Below are 16,723 nucleotides of genomic sequence, written 5' to 3'. Positions count from 1 at the left end.
AGCGGGCATCCCGCCCCGACCGCGGACCGGCCGCCGGCGCCAGCCGCCTACGTTACGCGATCGTGACCTTGCTTCGCAAAAACCAAAACCGCGGGCGGGCGGTCCGATCACGGCCGGCCCGGCAGGCCCGGCAGGTCCGGCCACGGCAGTTACGGGAAACATTTCCCCGTAGCTGCATCCGGAGAGCACCCCCGGCCGGTAATAAGGGATGTAAGCCAAAAACGCCCGTAACCGGGCCTCAACGAGGAGTTCGAGATGCACAAATCAATTTCCGCAGCCGCCGGAGCGGTAACCCTGCTGGCCGGGCTTGCCTTTGCAGCCCCGGCGCAGGCAAGCGAGCATCGCCACAGCCACGACACCGCGACGCTTTCCGTCCTCCATGGCGTCCCCGGTCTCACCGTGGACGTCTGGGTCGACGGAAAACTCACGCTGGACAACTTCACCCCTGGAAGCCTGGCCGGCCCCCTGGACGTCCAGGCCGGAGAGCACGAGATCGCGATCACCGGGGCTGACGCCAAGAACGCCGACGACGCCGTGATCGGACCCGTGGAAGTGGACCTGAAAGCAGGCAGGGACTACACAGCTGTAGCGCACCTGAGTGCTGACGGTGAGCCCACGGCCACGCTCTTCAAGAACGACACGTCCGCTGTCCCTGACGGCGAGGGCCGGCTGACGGTGCGGCACGTTGCCGCGGCACCCGCCGTCGACGTCCTCGCCGGCGGAAAGGCCGTCATCACGGGACTTGAGAACCCCGGGGAGGAGCAGCTGACCCTCAAGGCGGGTACCGTCTCCGCCTCGGTGGCGGCGGAGGGCAGCACCGACGCTCTGATCGGTCCGGCGGATGTGCCCGTCAGCGCGGGAAAGAACACGATCGTCTACGCCTGGGGCAGCCTGGCCGACCACAACCTCGGCGTCGCGGTGCAGGTGGTGAAGCTCGCACGGCATGGCGATTGAGCGGCCCGGGGACGGCCGCCAAGTGGCAGCGTAACGGCTGGCGGGGCCGCGATATTAAGGCCCCGCCAGCCGGTTCCCCGGCCTCGCCACCATTGCAGGGCTGCCGGTGCCGGGGAATAATGGCGCCCACAGGTCTCAGTTACCGCTCTAAGGAGCACCGATGGAGGCTGCCGATCGTGAATGGAACGTTGCCATTGACCAGGCGTTCGCCGCGGGCGAGGAGCGGGCGCTCGCCGAGGCCTACCGGGTACTCGCGCCCCTTGTCCATACGCTGGCGCTGAGGGCGTTGCGGGAGCACAGTGCTGCGGACGACGTTACCCAGGAGGTTTTCATCCGCGCTTGGAAGTCGCGAGCCAGTTACCGCCCGGACGCCGCACGGCTGCCCGCCTGGCTGATCGGGATCACCCGGAATGCCATCACGGATGCCTTGGCCGCCAATTCCCGTCGGCGGGACGTTGACCGGGCCGCCCTGCGTTTGGTCAACGACCCGGCAGGCGGAACGGGAGAGCCGACCGCCGACTCGCTGGCGGACCGTCTGACCCTGGACGATGAGCTCGAGCGCCTGGGGAACCCCCAGACGGCCATCATGCGGCTGGCATTTTACGAAGACTTGACGCATGACCAGATTTCGTCCCGGCTCAACCTTCCGCTCGGTACGGTCAAAAGTCACATCCGTCGTAGCCTCGCCCGGCTGCGGTCCCGGTTGGAGGTGGAACATGGATCATCTTGACGATGATCTCTTCGGTCTGTTGGCGCTGGGCGAACGGACTGCCAGCGACGAAGAGCTGGCCCACCTGGACAGCTGCGATGAGTGCCGGGCGATGCTGGACGCGCTGCGGGATACCGTGTTCGCAGCGACGATCAACGCCGAGCACGTGCGGCTGGAAGCCCCCGGCAGCCACAACTGGGCCGCCATCCACCAGGCCCTGGGGCTCTCCCCGGATCTGGCCGACGATCCGCTCAGCGGTCCACCGGTGATCCCGGGGCGCCCCGATGACGGCACGGCCGGCGCAGGGAGGCTCGCTGACCGGCAGCCGCGCCAGGCCACCAACCGGAAGGCCAACACAAGGCAGCCCAACAGCCGACAGGCTGGCGGGCACGGGCTCCGCCGCAGCCAGCGCCGGCGGCCGTGGGTCCTCGGCATGGCCGCGGGGATCGCCGTGGGCGCCGCCGGGGCCTGGGCTGCCTTGACCCTCCTCGGCCCCGCCGAGCCCCCGGTGGCGGCACCGACGACGCCGCCGCCCACGGCGGCGGTCCTCGGCGAGGCAGAACTGGCCCCGCTGGCGGGTCACTCCGCCAGCGGGACCGCCCTCGTGGAAAAGCTCCCGGACGGAACCCGGCAGGTGGTCATCAACCTTCCCCAGGAGAAGCTCACGGGCTTCCGCGAGGTCTGGGTCGGGTCCGCAGACCTGTCCAAGATGGTCAGCCTGGGGGTCCTCGGCCAGGGCACGGCAGCCTTTGTCATCCCCGGCGGTCTCAACCTCGCCGATTATCCGGTGCTCGACGTCTCCAACGAGCCCTATGACGGGAATCCGGCCCACTCGGCGGACAGCATCGCGCGGGGCAAATTCACCGTCCGGGGGTAACGGCGCCGGGGGTAACGGCGCCGGGCGCGAAGGGCGCCACGACGCGGACCCGGACCCGGACACGACAAGATGGACCCATGAGCGATGCTGGCGACTTCATTGACGGGGGACTGCAGCGGGAGAGCTCGTGGCGGCGGGCCGAAGAAGCGCAGGCCCGTTTCGGTCCGGACCTGACGTGCTACGGCGCCTCCGTTGGCGCCGTCCGCGGCACGGTCCGGGACGCGCTCCGCCGCTACCGGAACCTGGGCCACGACGAGCTGACAGCGCTGAGCTCGGAACTCTGGGCGGTTCCCGTCTTCGAACGGCGGCTCGCCGCCGTCGTTCTCCTGCAGTCCCGGCTGCTCCTGTTGGACAACACGGACCTGACCCGGATCGAGGGCTACCCCGCGAGGCGCGGATCCGCGAACTTGCGGATCCCCTGGCGGTCGACGTCGTCGGGCCGCTCATCGCGGGGCTGGACGGCGCCCGCAGGAGCCGTGCCGAGGCGGTCCTGGCGCGGTGGCTGCACGATCCGGACCCGCGGCTGCGGAACTCGGCCGCCCTGGTGACCGAGGCGATCGGGGCCGCCGGGGTTCCAAGGCCCAAAAAACGCGCCGGAACGCGTTAGTTTCGCGGCCGCCGCTCAACCACGGCGTAAGCCTTGCCATCGAGGAATTGCCAGTCCGTCAGCACCATAAAACCGAGCGCATCCACGCGGTCATTTAAGACATGGAGGTCGAAACCGCCGTCCCGCGGCTCGGCATCCCACGTTGCGACATGGATTTCGTCGCCCTCCAGGACCAGCAGTTCGGTGTTGACGTCAAAGTCTTCCTCCGGCTGCTCGCTCAGCTGGCAGATCGCGACACAGGGGCTGTTCATAACGTGCCTTCGCTCGACGTGCTCTCAACAGCCCGATCCTATGCCGCCGGGCTAACGGCCGACCAGCCGTCCCGTCCGCACAGACACGCCTTCGTTACCTGAATGTGACATTGCGTCTCGAGTCCGTTACGGTTAGCGGGTGCCTGTTTGTATCCGATACGGGCGCTCCCTCGCCGATTGCCTAACTCTGCCGCGGCCCGGGATCCGAATGCAACCTTTCTGGCAGAGACGGGGAAACCACTTTGTGACCTGCACTACTGGCAGGTCTTGGGGTGAAGCCGCACAGCGCCCGCTTTTGCCGGGCCCGCGGCCGGGTGCCTCCCATCCGAATCCGACAGCTCACCTCGTAGGCATTGGGAGAGGCTACAAACATGTTCTCAAGCACTACTGCCGCGCGCCATCGTTCCGACGACACTGCCGCGCGGTCTTCAGCATTTTCGATCACGTCAGGCACCATCGGCCGGCAGGCCGCGGTGATTTTTGCAGCCTCCGGACTCGTTCTTTCCAGCGGCATGGCGGCTAACGCCGCTGCCGCACCGGCCGAACGCGACGCCGCCCCGGCGTCAAGCGTCGACGTCGCGGGCAAGGTAGCGGCGCCCGTCACGGCCGATTCCGCTGTGCGGATCAGCTTTGACCGACCGGCCGTAGCCACCACCGCCGCGCCTGTGGTCGAGGAGCCCGCTGCCGCCCCGGCGGCGGCTGCCGCGCCAGTTGCGCCCGCGCCGGTTGCCGCAGCACCTGCGGCGCCCCAGATCACCGTGCAGGCAGCTGCCGCTCCGGCGCCGGCTCCGGCCGCCGCCGGCGGCCTCAACGCGGCGATGCTCGCCGCGGCATACAGCCAGATCGGCATCATCCAGGACTGCACCGCCATGGTGGAGAAGGCGCTTGGCGCCGCCGGCCGTCCGGTGGGCGACCTCGGCCCCCAGCAGTTCCTGAACCACGGCACGGTCGTGGGTGATCCGCAGCCCGGCGACATGGTCGTCCAGAGCGGCCACGTTGGCATCTATGCCGGCAACGGACAGGTGATCAGCGGTGGCATGAACGGTACGAACCAGACGATGGTGCACCCGCTGTCCTGGCTGACCGCCACCGGCGGCGTCACCTTCGTGCGCGCGTCCTAGTCGACGGCGCCGAAGCCCCAACGGGCGGCGTCGTGGCCGGTGGCCGGTTTTCCCATCAGGGAGGCCGGCCACCGGCCATTTCGCTGCCCGCGGCCCCGGTGCCGTACCGCAACAGCACCACGCCGTTGCCGAACCGCCGGGTTTCGAGGAGCGTGAGGGCGCTCCCGTGCTCGGCCGGTTTGAACAGCGGTGAGCCACGGCCTATCAGCACCGGGTGAACGTAGACCCAGTACTCGTCGATGAGCCCGAGGCGGCGGAAGCTATCGGCCAGACCGGCGCCGCCGAGGGCCAGGTCGCCGCCCGGTTGCGCCTTCAGGTCCAGTACCTCCTGGGCGACGACGTCGCGCACGACCGTGGTGTTCCAGTCCGCCCGCTGCAGGGTTTTGGAGTAGACGATCTTGGGCATCTCCCGCCAGATCCTGGCGAACTCGGCCATGACGGGCGGGGTCTCGGGATCCTGATCCGCCGTCGGCCAGAAACCGGCCATTAGTTCATGGGTGACGCGGCCGTCCAGGAAAGCGCCCATGCCCTTCAGGCGCTCGTTGAAGTGGCGATGGAGTTCTTCATCGACCATGTGCCAGCCGATGTCCCGGTCCGGTCCTTCGACAAATCCGTCGAGGGAGACCGAGAGGGCGACAATAATCTTGCGCATGGCCAGAGCCTACGCTCCGGCCAGGTGGGTGCGTGAGGCAACAGGGTGCGGCGTCACCGTGGCCGGGTTGCTGTCAGGTGCGTGGGAGCCGGTTGTCGACGGATCGTGGATCAGAAGCTGGACGAGCTTCCGGACCCGGAAAAACTGCCGCCGCTCCCGCCGTAGCCCGTGCTGCTGCCGCCGCCCCGGGCGCTGCTGACACTGCTGAGCCCGGTGCTGAATCCGGTGTTGAAGGTCGCCACGGAGAAGAAATAGGAGGGCGGGTAGACGGTGCCGAGGATGCTCGGCTCGTAGCTGGGCCGGCGCTTCCGGCCGTTTCCGGCTTGGGCCTCGGTCATGTCCGCGCGCATGAGTTCGGCCTCGTGGTCGTTCCTGGCATAGCCGGCGATCACGGTGTCCGCGTGACTTTGAAGTAGTTCCGACAGTGCGGTGCGGGCGTCCCGCAACCGGTCCAGCGCCGTATCGGCACTGATGCTGCCATCGGCCAGTTCGGCGGTCCAGCGTTCCAACTCCCGCTGGCTTCCATCCCGGAACGAGCGCAGGGCAGCGGCGGTCGCCGTATCGCCTTCGCCGTGCCCCTTGGCGAGCATGCCTTCAATGCCGGCCAGGTCGCCGCGAAAGGGGGCCAGTTGCCGGTCCCACGCCGTCGCCCAGGCGGAGCCCCGGCTAAGCAGGACGTTGGTGTCCGCGATCACATCGTCCAACGCATCGAGTTCGGCCGCCGCGTCGGCATATTGGCGGGCCAGCAGCATGTTCGCCCTGCGCCCCAGCTGGCCGGGCGTCAGGGCGTGCACCCGGTGCGACAGCCCGGTAGCGACGCTGTAGCGGCTGAGGAAGGTGCGGTACTTCTCCAGCACGGTGCTCCCGTACCGGGAGGACTCCGGAATGGTGCTGGCGTTCAGTTCCGTCACCTCCAGGTCCATGCTGACGCTCGCATAGTGGGCGTCCCCGCGGGCGATTTCGCGGCGGCTGCCCGCGCGGGTCCGCCAGCGCACCAGCAGCCAGGTGCCGGCGCCTGCCACGACCGCGCCGGCGGCGCTCCAAGCGGTCACGAGGAAGGCCGTGGAGCGGTACCAGGGCTGGTTGATCAGTTCGGCTCCCCGCCGGATCCCGGCGATGGTTCCCTCCGTCCATTGGGCATCCCGCAGCAGGTCCTTGGCGGCATTTTGGATCTCGTCGCGTTGTTCGAGCGACACCTTCCGGTCCTCGCCCATATACGTGCCGACGTGCCGACCCACTGGATCAAGCGCGAAGATGAACAAGCCGTCCGCCCATTTCTGCCCGTCGGGGCTGATCCAGTCCGGGTGCGACGCCCGGGCGAAGCGCAGGACCTCCTCGTTAAGGTTGTCGGCGGCTTTGCCGTTGTAGGTATAGACGGCCACCTTCGTGGACTGGTAAAAGTCGATTTTCCGCACCGCGGGCAGCAACGTGTTGATGTCCAGTACCCCCGCGCGGTCCTCCACCACGACGTCGGCCGGCGGGACGGCGAGCGCCGCCGTGCCCGCGGCCGGCAACAGGCCCATGAGCCCTGGCAGCAGCAACAGTGCGGCCGCGATTTGCCGGCCCATGCGTGTGCGGAAGTTCCCCATGGTCTGAGGGTAGCCGAGGACCGGGGCCACCGGGCGGCGCGATGCGGTTTCACGCGGGCGACGGAGGGCGGGGCCGGTCCCGCTGCCGCCGCGCCGGCTTCGCCTCGACTAGGGCTGTCGAGGCAGCGTCAGGACCTCGGCGCCTTCGTCGGTGATGGCGATGGTGTGCTCACTGTGCGCGGTGCGGCAGCCTGTCGCGCTCCGCAGTGTCCACCCGTCCGCGTCCGTGACGAGTTCGGCGGTGTCGGCCATGACCCACGGTTCGAGGGCAAGGAGCAGCCCGGGGCGGAGCGTGTATCCGCGGCCGGGCCGTCCGGTGTTGGGCACGTGCGGGTCCTGGTGCATCGCCGACCCGATGCCGTGGCCTCCGAAATCGGTGTTGATCGGGTAGCCGGCCTCGCTGAGGACCGAACCGATGGCGTGGGAAATGTCGCCGAGGCGTCCGCCCGGCACGGCGGCGGCAATCCCTGCGGCCAGGGCGCGTTCGGTTGCGTTGATCATTGCGGCGCTCTCCGCCGGGATGGAGTCGCCCACGATGAAGCTGATGGCAGCGTCAGAGGCGAGTCCATCCTTGAGCACGGCGAGGTCGAGGGTCAGCAGATCGCCGTCGGCCAACGCGTAGTCCCGGGGCAGGCCGTGCAACACGGCATCGTTGACGCCGGTGCAGATGTAGTGGCCGAAGGGGCCGCGGCCAAAGGGCGGCGCGTAGTCGACGTAACAGGAGACGGCGCCGGCCTCGACAATGAGGGCCTTCGCCCAGCGGTCGATGTCCAGGAGGTTGGTCCCCACGCGGGTGCGGCTCTTCAGGATCTGGAGGATGTTGGCGACGACGGCGCCTGTCACTCTGGCCCGGTCCAGCTCGGCGGGGTTCAGAATTTCGATCATGCGGTGCCTTCCTTCGGTATGAACTATCCGTCCCGGTCCCATTATCCCGGTGCGCGGTGATGCTGCTCCGGCCGGCATACGGCCGGGAGAATGCCGGGATACGGGGGTGCGGTCCGCCGAAAACGGTCCTAGAGTGTTGGCCATGGCTATTGCGCGCTTCCCGGTCGTTGTACTTGACTGTCCTGATCCAAAGGCCCTTGCCGAGTTCTACGGTGCAATGCTGGAGTGGAAGGTGGAGCTCGACGACGACTGGTGTTCCGTCCGCGCCGAACACGGTGATTCACTGGCTTTCCAGCGGGTCGCATCCTTCGTCCCCCCGCAATGGCCCGGCCAGGACCAACCCCAGCAGATGCACCTCGACGTCGTCGTCGACGATCTTGACGTTGCCGAGGCAGCGGTGCTGGAGCTCGGTGCCACGAAGCACGAACACCAGCCGGGAACGACGTTCCGGGTCTTCCTGGATCCCGCCGGCCACCCGTTCTGTCTCTGCCTCAGCTGACTTCACTGCAGCCGAGTCACGGTATGGCGTCGCGGGCCTCCGGCGGCGGCCCAAAGGATTTCGCTGCCCGCCGGCCGGCCAGTGCGCTCGCCGCAATGGTGATCAGCGCGCCCAGCAGCAGGGCCGCACCCTCGCCTGGCCGCAGCACCTGAAGCTGGGTGCCGATGCTGGCCGCCGCCACCGGCACCCCCAGCTGGGCCGCCGAGAGTACGCCGAGCGGCACGGGCAGCCCGGAGAGCCTGAGTGCAGCGTGGAGCAGCAGGGTCCCGAAGCCCAGCGACAAGCCCAGGCCGATCATGCCCGGCTGGCCGGCGAGCTCGCGCAGGTCCAGGGAAGCACCCAGCCACACGAAGAAGAGCGGGCCGAGGAATCCGTCGCTGACGCCGAAAAGCTGGCGTGCCAGCCGCCTTGGTTCACCGACGGCGGCGACCACCAGCCCGAGGGAGAACCCAGCCAGCATCACCGAAACGTGGCCAGCCGCGGCGACGCCGGCGAGGGTGAAGAGCAGCGCCAGTTGAATGCGCAGCTCCAAGGCAAACTTGCGGTCTTCTGAGAGCCGGTGCATGCGCTGCCGGATGCCGCGGCGCTCCAGCGAGCGCAGGGCGAAGAAGAGCACGACGGCGCAGGCGCCCACCGCGAGCGCCCCGAGGGCGGCCCGGCCGGCGTTGGGCGGGTCCACCGCCAACGGCAGGGCGACGATGCAGGCGACGTCGGCGACGGCTACCTGTGCTGTCATGGCCACTACCTGCGGGCCGCGCAGGCGCAGCGAGTCGATGATCGGGAGGACCAGCGCGGCGGAGGAGGAGGCCAGCAGCACCGCGTACAGCGGGGCGTGCCCGGTGCCGAAGGCCAGCCCCAGGCCCGTCCCGATGATCCCTGCCGCGGCCACCGCGATCAGCGCCCGGGCCGACCCTGGGCCGAGGGCGGCCCGGGTCCGCGGGTCCCTGACCGGTACGTGCGTGCCGGCCACGAACATCATCAGCGCGAAGCCGACGTTCGCCAGCATGCTGAAGGTGGGGTCCGTTGCATCGACCAGCGACAACCCGGTCCGCCCGATCGCGATGCCGGCCAGCAATTCGCCCAGAACCACCGGGAGGCGCCAGCGGACCGGCAGGGCGAGCAGCGGGCCGGCCAGGGCGACGACGGCGATCAGCGCCAGCGACCAGAAGCTCACCATGGAATGAGACTAGTCCCGGCCGCGCCCGGGAGCGCCAGCTCACGCGCCGTGGGCCTGTGGGAGCGCAATTCTCATGACGGTGCCTGTCGGGCCGGTGCGGGCCACTTCCACCGTGCCGCCGGCGGCCATGGCGATCTCCCGGACCAGTGACAGGCCGATGCCGAAGCTCCGCTGCCCGCGCCCCCCGTCCGGGCTGGCCGTGCGGACGAAGCGGTCGAAGATCCGGTCCAGGTCCACGCCGGTGATCCCTGGTCCGGTGTCCGCCACGCTGATGATGGCCCGGTCCTGTTGCACGGCGGCGGCGATGGTGACGGTGCCGCCGGCCGGGGTGTGGGACAGGGCATTGTCCGCCAGCGCCAGTATGGCGCGCCGCAACGCTTCCGGTTCGATCCGGGCCCGCGGCCTGGCCCGGGCATCGAAGACGAGCCGGATGTCCTTGGTTGCCGCCAGTTGTTGCAGGCTTTCAGCGACGGAAGCGGCGACGTCGGCCAGCTCCGTCGGAGCCGCAGCGGGGTCGGGAGCCACCGCGGTGGCCGCAAGCAGCAGCTCGTTGACGATGCCGGTCAGCGTCGAGGCATCCTCGCGGATCCGGGCCAGCGCCAGGGCCGGCGGCGTTCCCGGTTCCGCGTCGCGCTGGGCGAGCTGGATCCGCGCGTCCAAAATGGCCAGGGGCGTCCGGAGCTCATGGCTGGCATCCTGGACGAAGCGGCGTTGCCGCTCCAGCGCCTCTCCCAGCGGACGGATGGCGCTGCGGGCGCTGAGCCACCCGACCAGCCCGGCCAGGACAATCCCTGCGAGTCCGGCAAGGATCATGGCCTCCAGCAGGTCCCGGGAATCCAGATAGGCATAGGTGGTTCCGGAGCCCGTCGGCGGCAGCTCCGGGTGGGCGAGCTTGTTCAGGAGGTAGAGGGCACCGACGGTCAGGAGGCAGATCACCATGACGGCGCAGGCGGCGCTGATACGCAGGGCCACCTGGAGCGAGGTTTTGCGCAGGATGCTCTGGTCCGGGGCCCCGCCGGGCGTCACCTGCCTACTCATTCGCCTTCCCTTCGTCCGGACATCAGTCCCTCGGCTCGCCGATTTGATAGCCCACACCGTGGACGGTGCGGATCACCGACCTGGAAATCTTCCGGCGCAGGTGGTGGACATAGGTGTCAATCACGCCCGGTTGGTCCGTGGGGTGGAAATGCCCGGCGAGCAGCTCGTCACGGGTGAAGACCCGGTCCGGAGAGGCTGCGAGCGCGGTGAGCAGCTCGCACTCTTTGGCGGTGAGCGAGACGAGCCCGCCGTAGGCGTTCCGGACCGACCGGGACAGGGGATCGAGATCCCAGTCCCCGACGGCCAGGATGGCTGGGGCCGGCTCGAATGTGCGGGTCAGGGCGCGAAGCCGCGCGGCCAGTTCACCGGCGTCGAACGGCTTGGTCACGTAGTCGTTGGCGCCGGCGTCCAGGCCCTTGACTTTGTCGCTGGGATCGCCCAGTGCCGTCAGGATCAGAATCGGGGTGGAGACGCCCTTGGAACGTAAGGCCCGAATCAGCGTGATCCCGTCCATGACGGGCAGTCCGCGGTCGATGACCATCACGTCCCACGGAGCGGCCAGACCCTGGTGCAGGCCGTCCTGGCCGTTGACGGCGAGCCGGACCCGGTAGTCAGGTTCGAGCAGTTCGGCGATCAGCGGACCCAGCACGGGGTCGTCCTCAACGAGGAGCAGGGTCGGCAGCGCGGCGGCGGTCATGCCGCCTATTCTTTCGCGGCCGTTTCCCGGGACAGTCCGTCGTCGGCCGTGTCGCGGCCGGATTCCGCTGCAGCGTCGGGGGACATGCCCGCGTTTCGGCCGTTCCGGCGTCGTTGCCGCAGGAGCTGGACGCCCCACGGAAGGACCGACACCAGGACCATGATGGCAGCGATCACGTCAATGTTCTTGGCGATGATCTCGTAGTGCCCCAGCCAGGTGCCCAGCAGGGTTACGGACGTGGCCCAGGCCAGGGCACCAACGATGTTCCACACGGTAAATGCCCTATAGGAGTAGCGGCCAATGCCGGCGGTCAGCGGCGCGTAGGTCCTGACGATGGGGACGAAGCGGGCCAGCACGACGGCGGCACCGCCATGGCGGCGGAAGAACTCTTCCGTGGCGGCCAGGTGCGAAGTCTTGAGAATCCGGGCATCGTCTTTGAACCAGCGCCGGCCAAACGTCCGGCCCAGCAGGTAACCAACCTGGTCGCCGGCGATTGCGGCTGCGGTCACGACCCCGATCAGCACGGGCAGAGTCAGCTGCAGCTGCTGGTGCAACAGGCCCGCCGTGAAGAGCAGCGAGTCGCCGGGCAGGAACGGGAACAGCACGCCGGATTCGATGAACACCATCACCGCGATGATCCCGAGGGCGGCCGGTCCCAGCCCTGCCAGCAGGCTGGCAGGGTCCAACAGCGAGGGAGTTCCGGATGCGGCAGCCAGGGTAGGAGTCAGTGCGGCGAGATCGAAGCTGTACACGCTTACGTCCTTTGTTCGGGATGGGGCAGCGGGGACCCTGTCAGGCGGGCCGCGACGCGGGGGCCGAAGCGGTTCCACAGCCCGGCCAGCAGCACGACCGCCGCGCTCGCGGCCAGGAAGGAGGCCACGACGTCGGTGGGGTAGTGCACCCCGATGTAGATCCGCGACCAGGCCACGATGAGGGCCATCAGCGGTCCTGCAACAGCGACGGGCTTGGCCCAACGGGTGCCGCGGGCCAGGAAATAGAGCGCGAACGCCAGCGCTACGGCGAAGCACACGTGGCCGCTGGGAAAACTGTTGGAGCCTGTCTCCGGCGCCAGCGGGTCGAAAAGCATGGCGGGGTTTGGCCGTTGCCGGGCGATGACGAGTTTGAAGACCTCGCTGGCGGCCCAGCCGGAGCAGGCCACCAGGCCGAAGCCGACGGCCTTGACCAGATCGCGACGCACCAGCCAGATGTACAGGGCGGCGGCCCCGATCAGCGCCAGTCCGGCGACCGGGCCGAAAACCAGGTTGATCGCCATCGCAACGGCGCTCAGGGCCGCGACATGGTGTTGGCTGAGGTCCTGGTCCACGCCCAGCTCCGCGGTCGTCTCGGCCGGGACCAGCTGCACGGCCAGGCCCAGCGCGATCACGGCCACGGACAGCAGAACGCCCACCAGCAGCCAGTGCCGCACCTGGGGGAGTGCCCAGAAGCGCGGTGCTGCCCAGGTGCGTGGCCGGCCGAGGGAATACGGCGCAGCGCGGTCGGCAGGGGCGGGTCCAGTCATCGATTCCTCCGGCTTGGTGGCAGCGGCGCGCATGTGCGCGTCTCGTCCAGTCTCCCGCGCCGGGCTTAAGAATCACTTAAGAACTGCTCCGGCCGTGGTGCCGGCGGCCCGGATGCCGCCCGGCCCACGGCAGATGGACGGCGGGAGGCGCCGCCTTCCGCCGTCCTTTCGAGCAGTGGTTCAGGTCCTCAGTCAGGGCCCGTTACCACCTGATCGCCCTGTTGTCGTGCCGGTTGTCGTTCCTGTTGTCGTGCCGGTTGTTGTTGTCGTGCCGGTGTCCGTTATGGTCCCAGAATCCGTTCCGGTCGTGACGGCAGCCGTCGTCGCCGGTCCACCACCCATTGTGGTCGTTGTCGTCGCGCCAATTGCCATTGTCGTCGCGCCAGCCCCAGCCATCGGAGTTGTCGTGCCAGCGGCTTTCGTTGTCAAACCAGCCATGGCTCCTGTCGTGCCGGTTGGTGTCCCGCATCTGGTGCTTGTGCTGGTAGGTGGCCTGGTCCCACGAACTCGTCGTGGAGCTGGCCGTGGCAGCGCTCGCAGGCATGGCCGCGGCGCCGAGTCCCAGGGCGGCCGTAGCAGCTGCGGTTGCGATGATGTGAATGGTCTTGTTCATGTACCTGATCCTTTGAAAAGCGTCATACCACCGTTGCCCGCGCGGACTGCGGCAATGACGCTGCGCGGAGTCTTCCGCCTTGCCACATGGCTGGGTGCCGGGGATATGTTCTTGATTGCCGAAATGGCGTCGCCGGGATCTTGGCCGGCCGTCGTGGTCCGCGTCTACAGGACCTGCATGCTCCGGATGGGGGTGCCCGGAGGACCATTAAAGTCCACGCCCCCGGACGCGTCCCGAATAGGGACTAAAGTCCCAAGCGGGGGCTCGCTTTTATGCCGGCCGGGGCGGCAGGGGGAGCGTGCGAGTACGCTGGAACGGACGGGAACGACCGCGTAACGGGTGGGCCGGCAGGGGAGGGAACCCCGGTGTCCCTCCCGGCAGCAGCGAGGAGACCAGCATGGACGCGATAGCCGGAATCGACCCTTCGGTGCCGCCGAGCGGAGCGGGCTGCGTGGAATGCCAAACCGGCGGGGGCTGGTGGCTACACCTTCGCCGCTGTGCCCAGTGCGGACACATCGGCTGCTGCGACAACTCACCCGGCCAGCACGCCACGGCCCACGCCCAGTCCGCCGGCCACCCGGTGATCCGCAGCTTCGAACCGGGCGAGGACTGGTTCTACGACTACCGCAGCTCGGCTTTTTTCGAGGGACCCGCCCTTGAACCGCCGGTCCACCATCCCCTCGGCCAGGGCGTCCCGGGTCCGGTGTCCCGGCTTCCCGAGAACTGGGAACAGGAACTGCGCTGAGCGGAACCGCGTACGGGCGCGGCAGAAGTGCAATGATCGGTGCATGAGGACAACAGACACCGGCCCGCGCCAGGTACGAACTTTCGACTCCCGGGCCCATCATTCGCGGCTGCGCGTGGTGGTGATGGTCGTCGTCGGGGTCGCGGTGGCGGTGGCGGTAGGGTCGCTGAAATCCTGGGCGTATGCCCCGGCGGTAGGCTGGGCGGCCGCGTCATTGACGTACCTGATCTGGGTTTGGGCCGTGATCGGACGCTTGTCGGCCGAGGCGACGTCGGCGCACGCCCGGCGCGAAGATCCCGGCCGGGGCGTCTCCGACGTCCTGGTCCTGACCGCAACGGTCGCCAGCTTCGCCGGCGTCGCCTTGATTCTCCTGGACGCCTCAAACGCCGCGGGCGGCGCGAAGGCGGCGATCATCGGGATGGCCCTCGGCAGCGTGGCGCTGTCCTGGTTCCTGGTGCACACGCTGTACACCCTGCGGTACGCCTCGATCTACTACCGGGACCAGGCGGGGGTCGACTTCAACGAGGACACGCAACCGCGCTATGTTGACTTTGCCTACCTGGCGTTCACGGTGGGGATGACGTTCCAGGTCTCAGACACCGACCTGAAGACCGACGCCATCAGGTCCACCGTGCTCCGCCAGGCGCTGCTGTCCTACCTGCTGGGAGCGATCGTGCTGGCCACCACCATCAACCTGGTGTCAGGCCTCATTCACTGACAGCAGAGCTAGGTCCGTACTCCGCCGAAATCAGGATGGGCAGGTGGTCCGAGGCGCCCCGCGGCAGGGTTTCGACGTTGTCGATCATGAGCCCCTGCGAGGTCGCAAAGTCGAAGTGGCCCTTGAAGACCTTGTAGCGGGTGTACGTACGCCGGTCGCTGAGCGAGAGCTCATAGCCGGCGTCCTTCATCTGCTCGGTCAGGTACTTCGTGAAAAACGGATAGTTGAAGTCGCCGACCATGAGCGTCGTGGGACCGCCGCCCATGCCGAGCAGTTCCGCATGCGCCGCGTGGATCTGGTTCCGCCGCAGCGAGTTCGACGCGGTCAGCGGCGCCGCGTGAAAGGAGGCGATGACCAGGTCAAGATCAGTCTCCTTGTCCACCACCCGGGTGCCGATCAGCCGCTCGTGCGCTGGTGCCAGGACCCTGTCGTGCAGGGATTTCTTCAGCGCGAACGTCTTGGTCTCGCCGGCGGTGAAACGGTCCTCGCGGTAATAGATGGCCAGTCCCAGGCGGTTGCCCTTCGTAGCGTCGGCAAGCTGAAGCTCGCCAATGTTGTCCGGCAGGTCTTCCGTGTCGCACTCCTGCAGGCACAGGGCATCAATCCCGTAGTCACTGGCCAGGGCGGCCAGTTCACCACTGGCCTTGTGTTTGCGGAGGTTGTAGCTGATAACTCGGATCAGGGGGGCACCTCTTCGCTGCATAGTCGGGGTAAACCTGTTTCCGAGTCTACCCAGACCTGCCGAACTGATGGGAACCCGGCGCCGCGGCCGCGGCCGCAGTCAGTGCCTGCCTGGAAGGATAGGCTGGTGGGGATTCTCTGATGAGTGCTGCGAAAGGGTCGACATTGACTGTTGAATTACCGGTGCTGGCCGAAGGCAATTTTTACTACCAGGCGCTGGGGGAGGGGCGTTTCCGCTCCACACTGCACGCCCAGGGAGCCTGGAATGCGCACGAACAGCACATGGCCCCGGCCTCCGGGATCATGGCCGACTGCCTCGCCCGGCACGAGCCGCGCGATGACATGCGGATGGCCCGGATCAGTTACGAGATCCTTGGCCTCATCCCGGGCGGCGACTTCGAAGTCACCACCACCACGCTGCGCCCCGGCCGGACCATTGAACTGCTGCAGGCCGAACTCGTCGCCGGCGGCCGGGTGGCCATCCGCGCCACGGCCTGGCGGATGATCACCGCCGACACCAGCGCCATCGCCGCTTTTGAGGACCCCCGGATCCCGGCACCGGAGGACTGCGAGCCGTACGACGCGGCCACGGTCTGGCCGGGCGGGTACATCGCCTCGTTGACGATGCGGATTGCCGAGGGGCACCGGGCCGGGTCCGGGACGGTCTGGCTGCACACGGACTACCCGCTGACGGACCGGGCCGACAGCGGCGACCTGGCCCGGCTGGTGGGTCTGGTGGATACGGCCAACGGGATCGCCGCCCGGGTCCCGCCGGGCCAGGACAGCTACGCCTTCCCCAACCTGGACCTGCAGATCCACATGTACCGCCGCCCCGAAGGCGAGTGGCTGGGCCTGGACAACGAGGTATCCTTCGGCACCGACGGCATCGGCCTGACCTCCACGGTGCTGCACGACCTGCAGGGGCCGTTCGGCCGCGCCGAACAGATCCTGACGCTGCGGAAAAGCTGACCGGGAAGCTGGCCGCCCCGGCCGGTCCGGTCAGTGGAAGACGAACCAGCCGACCAGGGTGGCGACACCGGTCAGGAAGGCGCCCCACAGGATGTCCGCCACGACGATCGGCAGCGGCCAGTTCTTCAGCGTCGCCGCGTTGGTGAGGTCGTAGGTGGCATACGCGAACGCGCCCAGCGCGGCACCGTAGCCGAGGGCGCCCAGCCAGCTGCCGCCGTCGAGCGCGGGCCGGAGCGCAAAAAACACGATCCCGGCGATGTACAGCACGTAGAACACCACGGCGTAGCCTAGATGGGGCTTGTCGGCCAGCAGATGGCCGAGATGCCGGCGGTAGAACCTGCTCATCGATTTGAGCCAGACGGCGTCGACTGCCGCGAACGTGGCGGCGACCACCAGGAATTGCAGAATGAGCATAAGGGAGC

General features: G+C 68.4%; 21 protein-coding genes and 1 riboswitch. Of the genes, 9 read left to right on the top strand and 12 right to left on the bottom strand.

All coding sequences use genetic code 11. The features are described 5' to 3' along the window. Nucleotides 1-255 precede the first annotated feature (255 nt). The 4 genes from AC3ANP_RS14925 to AC3ANP_RS14910 all read left to right on the top strand — a co-directional run bounded on the left by AC3ANP_RS14925 (nt 256) and on the right by AC3ANP_RS14910 (nt 3,088). Nucleotides 256-954 carry a DUF4397 domain-containing protein gene (locus AC3ANP_RS14925; RefSeq protein WP_488330923.1) on the top strand — a complete coding sequence of 233 codons (699 nt, stop codon included), beginning with the start codon at nt 256-258 and terminating at the stop codon, nt 952-954. Between the two features lie 160 nt (nt 955-1,114). Continuing rightward, on the top strand, nt 1,115-1,684 hold the full coding sequence (locus tag AC3ANP_RS14920) for an RNA polymerase sigma factor (protein WP_488330922.1): 570 nt from the start codon (nt 1,115-1,117) through the stop codon (nt 1,682-1,684). After that, complete coding sequence (locus tag AC3ANP_RS14915; RefSeq protein ID WP_488330921.1) at nt 1,671-2,540, top strand: anti-sigma factor; 870 nt, start codon at nt 1,671-1,673, stop codon at nt 2,538-2,540. Before AC3ANP_RS14920 ends, AC3ANP_RS14915 begins: the two co-directional genes overlap by 14 nt. A gap of 77 nt (nt 2,541-2,617) precedes the next feature. Next, a complete protein-coding gene (locus tag AC3ANP_RS14910) occupies nt 2,618-3,088 on the top strand; it encodes a DNA alkylation repair protein (protein ID WP_488330920.1) in 471 nt (156 codons plus the stop codon). A gap of 55 nt (nt 3,089-3,143) precedes the next feature. Here AC3ANP_RS14910 and AC3ANP_RS14905 read toward each other — a convergent pair whose 3' ends face one another. Next, entirely contained in the window at nt 3,144-3,398 is a 255-nt protein-coding gene (locus AC3ANP_RS14905) for a hypothetical protein (RefSeq protein ID WP_488330919.1), read from the bottom strand. 168 nt (nt 3,399-3,566) lie between these two features. Continuing rightward, nucleotides 3,567-3,765, top strand: a riboswitch (cyclic di-AMP (ydaO/yuaA leader). 4 nt (nt 3,766-3,769) lie between these two features. Here AC3ANP_RS14905 and AC3ANP_RS14900 point away from each other — a divergent pair. Continuing rightward, nucleotides 3,770-4,519: an NlpC/P60 family protein gene (locus AC3ANP_RS14900; RefSeq protein ID WP_488330918.1), complete on the top strand. Its 750-nt coding sequence runs from the start codon at nt 3,770-3,772 to the stop codon at nt 4,517-4,519. Nucleotides 4,520-4,574: 55 nt separating this feature from the next. Here the strand turns inward: AC3ANP_RS14900 and AC3ANP_RS14895 are convergent, their stop codons facing one another. The 3 genes from AC3ANP_RS14895 to map form a co-directional block, all read right to left on the bottom strand. Then, a complete protein-coding gene (locus tag AC3ANP_RS14895) occupies nt 4,575-5,171 on the bottom strand; it encodes a dihydrofolate reductase family protein (protein WP_488330917.1) in 597 nt (198 codons plus the stop codon). A 110-nt stretch (nt 5,172-5,281) separates the two neighbouring features. Further along, nucleotides 5,282-6,760 carry a DUF5129 domain-containing protein gene (locus tag AC3ANP_RS14890; protein WP_488330916.1) on the bottom strand — a complete coding sequence of 493 codons (1,479 nt, stop codon included), beginning with the start codon at nt 6,758-6,760 and terminating at the stop codon, nt 5,282-5,284. Nucleotides 6,761-6,868: 108 nt separating this feature from the next. Further along, complete coding sequence (map, locus tag AC3ANP_RS14885) at nt 6,869-7,645, bottom strand: type I methionyl aminopeptidase (protein ID WP_488330915.1); 777 nt, start codon at nt 7,643-7,645, stop codon at nt 6,869-6,871. A gap of 142 nt (nt 7,646-7,787) precedes the next feature. Here map and AC3ANP_RS14880 point away from each other — a divergent pair, with 142 nt between their 5' ends. Next, entirely contained in the window at nt 7,788-8,144 is a 357-nt protein-coding gene (locus AC3ANP_RS14880; protein ID WP_488330914.1) for a VOC family protein, read from the top strand. 16 nt (nt 8,145-8,160) lie between these two features. Here AC3ANP_RS14880 and AC3ANP_RS14875 read toward each other — a convergent pair whose 3' ends face one another. From AC3ANP_RS14875 to AC3ANP_RS14850, 6 genes are all read right to left on the bottom strand, one after another. Then, entirely contained in the window at nt 8,161-9,318 is a 1,158-nt protein-coding gene (locus AC3ANP_RS14875) for a cation:proton antiporter (protein ID WP_488333080.1), read from the bottom strand. A gap of 42 nt (nt 9,319-9,360) precedes the next feature. Further along, complete coding sequence (locus AC3ANP_RS14870) at nt 9,361-10,359, bottom strand: sensor histidine kinase (RefSeq protein ID WP_488330913.1); 999 nt, start codon at nt 10,357-10,359, stop codon at nt 9,361-9,363. A 22-nt stretch (nt 10,360-10,381) separates the two neighbouring features. After that, a complete protein-coding gene (locus AC3ANP_RS14865; RefSeq protein WP_488330912.1) occupies nt 10,382-11,056 on the bottom strand; it encodes a response regulator transcription factor in 675 nt (224 codons plus the stop codon). Between the two features lie 5 nt (nt 11,057-11,061). Further along, nucleotides 11,062-11,808: a VTT domain-containing protein gene (locus tag AC3ANP_RS14860; protein ID WP_488330911.1), complete on the bottom strand. Its 747-nt coding sequence runs from the start codon at nt 11,806-11,808 to the stop codon at nt 11,062-11,064. Nucleotides 11,809-11,810: 2 nt separating this feature from the next. Then, on the bottom strand, nt 11,811-12,608 hold the full coding sequence (locus AC3ANP_RS14855; protein ID WP_488330910.1) for a phosphatase PAP2 family protein: 798 nt from the start codon (nt 12,606-12,608) through the stop codon (nt 11,811-11,813). A 169-nt stretch (nt 12,609-12,777) separates the two neighbouring features. Then, entirely contained in the window at nt 12,778-13,188 is a 411-nt protein-coding gene (locus AC3ANP_RS14850) for a hypothetical protein (protein WP_488330909.1), read from the bottom strand. A 397-nt stretch (nt 13,189-13,585) separates the two neighbouring features. Between AC3ANP_RS14850 and AC3ANP_RS14845 the strand changes: the two genes are divergently transcribed. Further along, a complete protein-coding gene (locus AC3ANP_RS14845; RefSeq protein ID WP_488330908.1) occupies nt 13,586-13,933 on the top strand; it encodes a UBP-type zinc finger domain-containing protein in 348 nt (115 codons plus the stop codon). A gap of 43 nt (nt 13,934-13,976) precedes the next feature. Next, entirely contained in the window at nt 13,977-14,651 is a 675-nt protein-coding gene (locus tag AC3ANP_RS14840) for a DUF1345 domain-containing protein (protein ID WP_488330907.1), read from the top strand. Here the strand turns inward: AC3ANP_RS14840 and AC3ANP_RS14835 are convergent. Beyond that, nucleotides 14,641-15,330, bottom strand: coding sequence for an endonuclease/exonuclease/phosphatase family protein (locus tag AC3ANP_RS14835; RefSeq protein ID WP_488333079.1), 690 nt, complete (start codon nt 15,328-15,330; stop codon nt 14,641-14,643). The two genes, AC3ANP_RS14840 and AC3ANP_RS14835, sit on opposite strands and share 11 nt — an antisense overlap. Before the next feature lie 167 nt (nt 15,331-15,497). Here AC3ANP_RS14835 and AC3ANP_RS14830 point away from each other — a divergent pair, with 167 nt between their 5' ends. Next, nucleotides 15,498-16,301: a thioesterase family protein gene (locus AC3ANP_RS14830; RefSeq protein ID WP_488330906.1), complete on the top strand. Its 804-nt coding sequence runs from the start codon at nt 15,498-15,500 to the stop codon at nt 16,299-16,301. A gap of 30 nt (nt 16,302-16,331) precedes the next feature. Here the strand turns inward: AC3ANP_RS14830 and AC3ANP_RS14825 are convergent, their stop codons facing one another. Beyond that, nucleotides 16,332-16,715, bottom strand: coding sequence for a DUF2177 family protein (locus AC3ANP_RS14825; RefSeq protein ID WP_488330905.1), 384 nt, complete (start codon nt 16,713-16,715; stop codon nt 16,332-16,334). Between the last annotated feature and the right edge of the window lie 8 nt (nt 16,716-16,723).

The organism is Arthrobacter sp. JB02-1C (genome assembly GCF_057748045.1).
Note: the sequence above shows the minus strand (reverse complement) of the source record. Positions and strands in the feature narration are given on the sequence as shown.

Excerpts from the sequence above, each read along its gene's own strand:
- AC3ANP_RS14925 (WP_488330923.1), top strand. The coding sequence starts at position 256 with ATGCACAAATCAATTTCCGCAGCCGCCGGAGCGGTAACCCTGCTGGCC.
- AC3ANP_RS14920 (WP_488330922.1), top strand. The coding sequence starts at position 1,115 with ATGGAGGCTGCCGATCGTGAATGGAACGTTGCCATTGACCAGGCGTTC.
- AC3ANP_RS14915 (WP_488330921.1), top strand. The coding sequence starts at position 1,671 with ATGGATCATCTTGACGATGATCTCTTCGGTCTGTTGGCGCTGGGCGAA.
- AC3ANP_RS14910 (WP_488330920.1), top strand. The coding sequence starts at position 2,618 with ATGAGCGATGCTGGCGACTTCATTGACGGGGGACTGCAGCGGGAGAGC.
- AC3ANP_RS14905 (WP_488330919.1), bottom strand. The coding sequence starts at position 3,398 with ATGAACAGCCCCTGTGTCGCGATCTGCCAGCTGAGCGAGCAGCCGGAG.
- AC3ANP_RS14900 (WP_488330918.1), top strand. The coding sequence starts at position 3,770 with ATGTTCTCAAGCACTACTGCCGCGCGCCATCGTTCCGACGACACTGCC.
- AC3ANP_RS14895 (WP_488330917.1), bottom strand. The coding sequence starts at position 5,171 with ATGCGCAAGATTATTGTCGCCCTCTCGGTCTCCCTCGACGGATTTGTC.
- AC3ANP_RS14890 (WP_488330916.1), bottom strand. The coding sequence starts at position 6,760 with ATGGGGAACTTCCGCACACGCATGGGCCGGCAAATCGCGGCCGCACTG.
- map (WP_488330915.1), bottom strand. The coding sequence starts at position 7,645 with ATGATCGAAATTCTGAACCCCGCCGAGCTGGACCGGGCCAGAGTGACA.
- AC3ANP_RS14880 (WP_488330914.1), top strand. The coding sequence starts at position 7,788 with ATGGCTATTGCGCGCTTCCCGGTCGTTGTACTTGACTGTCCTGATCCA.
- AC3ANP_RS14870 (WP_488330913.1), bottom strand. The coding sequence starts at position 10,359 with ATGAGTAGGCAGGTGACGCCCGGCGGGGCCCCGGACCAGAGCATCCTG.
- AC3ANP_RS14865 (WP_488330912.1), bottom strand. The coding sequence starts at position 11,056 with ATGACCGCCGCCGCGCTGCCGACCCTGCTCCTCGTTGAGGACGACCCC.
- AC3ANP_RS14855 (WP_488330910.1), bottom strand. The coding sequence starts at position 12,608 with ATGCGCGCCGCTGCCACCAAGCCGGAGGAATCGATGACTGGACCCGCC.
- AC3ANP_RS14850 (WP_488330909.1), bottom strand. The coding sequence starts at position 13,188 with ATGAACAAGACCATTCACATCATCGCAACCGCAGCTGCTACGGCCGCC.
- AC3ANP_RS14845 (WP_488330908.1), top strand. The coding sequence starts at position 13,586 with ATGGACGCGATAGCCGGAATCGACCCTTCGGTGCCGCCGAGCGGAGCG.
- AC3ANP_RS14840 (WP_488330907.1), top strand. The coding sequence starts at position 13,977 with ATGAGGACAACAGACACCGGCCCGCGCCAGGTACGAACTTTCGACTCC.
- AC3ANP_RS14825 (WP_488330905.1), bottom strand. The coding sequence starts at position 16,715 with ATGCTCATTCTGCAATTCCTGGTGGTCGCCGCCACGTTCGCGGCAGTC.